Here is a 6,199-nt window from a genome sequence, read left to right on the forward strand (position 1 = left end):
TACCATTATGATGCTGTGATTTGAGCTGTTGTAAATGATGAGTTTGAGAATATGTTGATAGACGATTTTGAAGCACGAATGAAAGAAAAATATATTTTATGTAATTTAAAATATATTTTAAATCAATCAGATGTATGTGGTTAGTATAACGATAGGAAATTATGAAAATTTTACTTACAGGCGGTGCCGGATTTATTGGTTCAGCAGTCATTCGCCATATTATTCAAAATACTAACAATCAAGTTCTGAATATAGATAAACTGACTTATGCAGGAAATTTAGAATCTTTAAAAGCTATTGATCAGCATCCGAACTATCAGTTCAAACAAATTGATATTTGTGATGAAGTTAATATTACTAAAGCAATTCATGAGTTTCAGCCAAATGTAATTATGCATCTTGCTGCTGAATCCCATGTGGATCGTTCTATTGATGGCCCAGCAGCATTTATTCAGACTAATATTGTGGGGACTTATACCCTATTAGAAGTAGCTCGAAAGTATTGGATGGGATTGGATACTGAAACTCAAGCCAAATTTCGGTTTCATCATATTTCAACTGACGAGGTTTATGGTGATTTAGAAGGCACTACGGATCTTTTTACTGAAACAACTTCATATGCCCCTAGTTCACCATATTCAGCATCTAAGGCGAGTTCAGACCACTTGGTGCGGGCGTGGCACAGGACCTATGGTTTGCCTGTAATCGTAACGAATTGTTCAAATAATTATGGTCCCTATCATTTTCCAGAAAAATTGATTCCTTTAGTGATCTTAAATGCTTTAGATGAGAAAGCACTTCCAATTTATGGTAAGGGTGATCAAATTCGTGATTGGTTGTATGTAGAAGATCATGCACGAGCATTATATAAAGTTGTCACTGAAGGGGTGGTTGGTGAGACCTACAATATTGGTGGGCACAATGAAAAACAAAACATTGAAGTAGTTAAAACCATTTGTGAACTTTTGGATGAATTAAAACCTCGATCAGATCAAAAATCCTATGCATCTTTAATTACCTTTGTGACCGATCGACCGGGTCATGATATGCGTTATGCCATTGATGCATCAAAAATAGGAAATGAATTAGGATGGAAGCCTGAAGAAACATTTGAAACAGGTATTCGTAAAACTGTTGAATGGTATTTAAGTAATTTAGATTGGTGCCGTCGTGTTCAGGATGGCAGTTACCAGCGTGAAAGATTGGGTGTAAAGTAATATGAATACAAAAGGTATTATTCTGGCAGGTGGTTCGGGAACGCGTTTATATCCGATAACAAAAGGTATATCAAAGCAATTATTACCTGTTTATGACAAACCAATGGTTTACTACCCTTTATCTGTCTTAATGTTAGCTGGAATTCGTGAAATTCTGATAATTAGTACTCCAGAAGATATTGACGGTTTTAAGCGCTTACTTGGGGATGGCTCTCAGTTTGGTATTGAGCTTGAATATGCAATTCAACCGACACCAGATGGTTTGGCTCAGGCTTTCATTATTGGTGAAACTTTTATTGGGCAGAGTAATGTATGTTTAGTTTTGGGCGATAATATTTTTTACGGTCAAGGTTTTACTCCAATGCTTCGTCAAGCGGTTGCTCGTCAGAAGGGTGCAACAGTTTTTGGGTATCAAGTTAAGGATCCTGAGCGTTTTGGCGTTGTGGAGTTTGATGAGCAAAAACGTGCTATCTCTTTAGAAGAGAAGCCATTACATCCTAAGTCAAATTTTGCCGTAACTGGTCTTTATTTCTATGATAACGATGTTATTAATATCGCAAAATCTGTGAAACCCTCTGAGCGCGGTGAGTTGGAAATTACGACTGTTAACCAAAAGTATTTAGAGCGAGGTGATTTGAATGTCGAATTGCTTGGACGCGGTTTTGCTTGGTTAGACACAGGTACACATGAGAGTTTACTTGAAGCAGCGCAGTTTGTAGAAACAATAGAGAAGCGACAGGGCTATAAAGTTGCCTGCTTGGAAGAAATTGCATTAAATAATGGCTGGTTAACTAAAGATTTAGTTTTAGCAATTGGTCAAAGTATGAGTAAAAATGATTACGGTCAATATTTAATTTCTTTAGCAGTTTAAGTGATGTCAAAAAATTTACATGTATGCACGTTGGATAAGTTCATCCCTCCATTTCTGAAATTTATTAGAGATGAGTTTGAGAAAGAGAAAAATGAATTTTATATGATAGGGGATGAAATAAAATATCCTTATCAAAGAGATACACATACCGTACAACATTGTGGATTTTTATATTATTTTTTACTCATAAGATCAATGTATTCAGCTGATAAAATAATTCTACATGGATTATTTAATTTTAAAGTTATATTGATACTCGCTCTCAATCCTAAGCTACTTAAGAAAAGTTATTGGGTAATCTGGGGCGGTGATTTATATACCTTCATGTTTCCTAAAAAAGGGCTGAAATATAGATTTAAGGAGAAAATCCGTAAATATGTAATTAAAAGAATCGCCTTTCTTTTGACTTATATAAAAGGTGATATTGACTTGGCTAGAAAATACTATTGTGCAGAAGGTGAATATCTAGAAACAATTGAATATTTAAGTAATGTAGTATCTTTGGGTTTTCAGGAAAAAGTAGAGAGTGAAAACTCTATAATTAATATAGTTGTGGGGAATTCTGCAGATCCCTCTAATGAACATTTTGATGCTCTGAAAAAATTGGTTAAATTTAAAGATTCCAATATTAGGATTTATGTTCCACTATCTTATGGAAATAAATTTTATGCGCAGGAAGTGATTGAATATGGAAAATCTTTATTTTCAGATAAATTTATCGGTATAGTTGATTTTATGGAGTACTCTGAATACTTAAGATTTTTGAAAAATATAGACATTGCTGTATTTAATCATAAGCGACAACAGGCTATGGGTAATACAATTAATTTATTGGCTATGGGTAAAAAGGTTTATTTGAGAGATAATACAACCCAAAAAGATTTTTTTAATAGCTTGTCGGTAAAAACTTTTGATATAGATAATATCGATTTAAGTTTAAACTTTAGTTTTAAGGAAAATTCTTTAATTATCAATCAATATTTTTCTAAAAATAATTTATTAATGCAGTGGAAAAAAATTTTAGAGGATTAATATGGCATATCTTTCTTATGAAAATCTAAAAAATATGGGTTTTAAATCTCTAGGAAAAAATGTAAAAATAAGTGATAAAGCAGCCATATATGATTGTGAGCAAATAGAAATAGGTGATAATTCAAGAATTGATGATTTTTGTATTATTTCTGGTTCAATAAAAATAGGAGCATATTGTCATATTACTCCTATGTGCTTATTAGCAGGTGGAACAGAGGGAATAATATTACAAGATTTTGTTACATTAGCTTATGGGGTAAAAGTTTTTAGTCAAAGTGATGATTACTCAGGTGAAACTATGACAAATTCATTAATTCCTTCTAAATATAAAAAGGAATTTAAGTCTGCTGTTTTACTAGAGCGTTTTTCTATTGTCGGAGCTAACTCAACAGTTATGCCAGGGGTAACCATAGCGGAAGGTTGCTCAATAGGTTCAATGTCTCTCCTGTTAAAAGATACGGAGGCTTGGGGTATATATGTTGGGATACCAGCTATTAAGTTGAAGGAAAGAAGTAAAGAAATGTTAAAATTAGTAGATTGTTTCTATAAAGAGATTGAAAAGTGATACCTTTTAATAAGCCACCTGTTTTAGGTACAGAAATTAACTATATTTCTGATGCTATCAAAAGTGAAAAATTATGTGGTGATGGCAAATATACTAAATTATGTCAACAATGGTTTGAAAAGACTACATCGTCTAAAAAAACATTATTAATGCCATCCTGTACACATGCATTAGAGCTCGCTGCAATTTTGCTTGATGTTAAGGCGGGTGATGAAGTGATTATGCCAAGCTATACTTTTGTAAGCACTGCAAATGCATTTGTACTTCGTGGAGCTAAAATAGTATTTGTAGATATTCGTCCTGATACTATGAATATAGATGAAAGTAAAATAGAAGCTGCTATTACAAATAAAACAAAGGTAATTGTACCAGTTCATTATGCAGGTGTTGCTTGTGAAATGGATGTGATTATGCATTTAGCAAATAAATATAATTTATTTGTGGTCGAGGATGCAGCTCAAGGAATGATGTCTACATACCATGGTAAGGCATTAGGCACCATTGGTCATCTGGGTACATATAGTTTTCACGAAACGAAAAATTATACAAGTGGTGGTGAAGGTGGCTTGCTTCTAATTAATGACAGTAATTTTATCGAGCGTGCTGAAATTGTTAGGGAAAAGGGAACAAATCGCAGTCAATTTTTCCGAGGAATGGTTGATAAATATTCGTGGACTGATATTGGTAGTAGCTACTTACCAAGCGAGTTACAAGCAGCCTATTTATACGCGCAATTAGAAGGCGCAAATGAGATAAATGATTCAAGGCTAAACACTTGGGATGAATATTACAAAGGTTTAAAACCTTTAGAAAGTAGAAACTTGTTGCAATTAGCAAAAATCCCTAATAATTGTAAACATAATGCCCATATGTTCTATATAAAGTTAAAAGACCTCCGTCAAAGAATGGATCTGATAGAGTATCTAAAAAAATTAGGAATTTCAGCTGTTTTTCATTATGTTCCTTTACACTCTTCTGAATTTGGTTCAAAGGTCTCTCGGTTTGATGGTGAGGATCAGTTTACTACGCTAGAGAGTGAAAGAATCATTAGATTGCCTATGTGGCATGGGATAAAACAAACAGATATTCAGAAAATTATTGATTCAATTTATAGATATTTTGAGTCATAATTTTAATGAATATTAAGAAAATTGGTGGTTTTGCGATAGGTCCTATTGGTGGGGCCTTTTTGGGCTTTATCACGCTGCCTTTAACAGCTTGGTTTTTTACCGTAGAAGATATTGGTCGTATAGCATTTTTACAAGTTATAATTGCTTTTTCAACAATGTTATTTGGATTAGGTTTAGATCAAGCTTATGTAAGGGAATATCATGAAAGAGAAAATAAGAAAAACTTATGGATGCAAGTAACATTACCTGGTCTTATTCTACTGCTGTTTTTTAGCTTTTTTCTCATAATTAATCCTTATTTTCTGTCAAATTATTTATTTGATGAAAAAAATGTGTGGATGAGTATATTAGTTCTTGTAGCATTTATAACAAATTACTTAACGCGCTTTTTTTCTTTGATCTTAAGAATGCAAGAAAAGGCATTTCTTTTTTCTATGAGTCAAATTTGGCCTAAATTGATTAACATTATACTGCTAATCAGTTTTGTGTTTGTTTATGAACATAAATATTTTATCCATTTGTTATGTGCGCTAGCAATTTCAAATCTTATTGCTTGTTTGGTTTTTGCATGGAATACCAAGAGTGAGTGGTTCTTCATAGAGGGTCTTCATCTTAATTTTGATGAACTCAAGCCATTGCTAAAATTTGGTGCGCCATTGATTGTTGGTGGCTTGGCTTTTTGGGGATTAAATTCACTAGATAGAATATTTCTAAAAACCTATTCAACTTTTAGTGAGCTTGGTATTTACTCAGTAGCAACCAGTTTTGCAGCTATTGCGATTATTGTTCAAAGTATCTTTTCGACTGTATGGGCTCCTACTGTATATAAATGGGTAAAAGAAAATAAAAATCTAGATAAAATTCATGATATTAGTTGGTATTTGACAATAATAATTATGTTTATTGTCTCACTGGTTGGTTTATTTTCAAATATTATCGCTTTGGTGTTACCACAACAGTATAATTCTGTTCAATATATTGTGATGCCAGCCTTAATCGCTCCATTATTGTATACGCTTTCAGAGACAACCGTGGTAGGGATTGGAATTAGTAGAAAATCTTATTTTTCTCTTTATGCTTCTTTAGGTGCTCTTTTAGCAGCTATATTTTTTAATTTTTTATTAACACCTCAATTTGGGGCTTTAGGTGCAAGTATAAGCAGTGGTTTAGCATTTTTAGTCCTTTTTATACTTAGAACAGAGTTTTCTGTTCTTGCATGGAAAAGTTTTCCACGTAAAAAAATGTACTGTATTGTATTTATGATGATTGGTTTGGCAATTACCAATGCTGTACTTCAAGAAAAGTTATTTTGGTTCTTTAAGATTTTTTGGCTTGGTATTCTTATAATTTCAGGTATTAGCATATATAAGTTAATATTGAAAGA

General features: G+C 32.8%; 6 protein-coding genes. All 6 read left to right on the forward strand.

From position 1 onward, the window contains the following. The first annotated feature begins 161 nt into the window (after window positions 1-161). Window positions 162-1,217: a dTDP-glucose 4,6-dehydratase gene (rfbB, locus tag B4033_RS09520; protein WP_286833446.1), complete on the forward strand. Its 1,056-nt coding sequence runs from the start codon at window positions 162-164 to the stop codon at window positions 1,215-1,217. 1 nt (window position 1,218) lies between these two features. Then, a complete protein-coding gene (gene rfbA, locus B4033_RS09525) occupies window positions 1,219-2,088 on the forward strand; it encodes a glucose-1-phosphate thymidylyltransferase RfbA (protein WP_286833448.1) in 870 nt (289 codons plus the stop codon). Between the two features lie 3 nt (window positions 2,089-2,091). Continuing rightward, a complete protein-coding gene (locus B4033_RS09530) occupies window positions 2,092-3,120 on the forward strand; it encodes a TDP-N-acetylfucosamine:lipid II N-acetylfucosaminyltransferase (protein ID WP_286833451.1) in 1,029 nt (342 codons plus the stop codon). Window position 3,121: 1 nt separating this feature from the next. Beyond that, on the forward strand, window positions 3,122-3,685 hold the full coding sequence (locus B4033_RS09535; protein WP_286833454.1) for an acyltransferase: 564 nt from the start codon (window positions 3,122-3,124) through the stop codon (window positions 3,683-3,685). Continuing rightward, window positions 3,682-4,815 carry a dTDP-4-amino-4,6-dideoxygalactose transaminase gene (gene rffA / locus B4033_RS09540; RefSeq protein ID WP_286833457.1) on the forward strand — a complete coding sequence of 378 codons (1,134 nt, stop codon included), beginning with the start codon at window positions 3,682-3,684 and terminating at the stop codon, window positions 4,813-4,815. The genes B4033_RS09535 and rffA overlap by 4 nt, the downstream gene beginning before the upstream one ends. A 5-nt stretch (window positions 4,816-4,820) precedes the next feature. Then, a partial coding sequence (locus B4033_RS09545) for a lipopolysaccharide biosynthesis protein (RefSeq protein WP_286833459.1) occupies window positions 4,821-6,199 on the forward strand: 1,379 nt, incomplete at its 3' end.

The organism is Acinetobacter sp. UBA3132, assembly GCF_002364825.1.
Lineage (GTDB): Bacteria > Pseudomonadota > Gammaproteobacteria > Pseudomonadales > Moraxellaceae > Acinetobacter > Acinetobacter schindleri.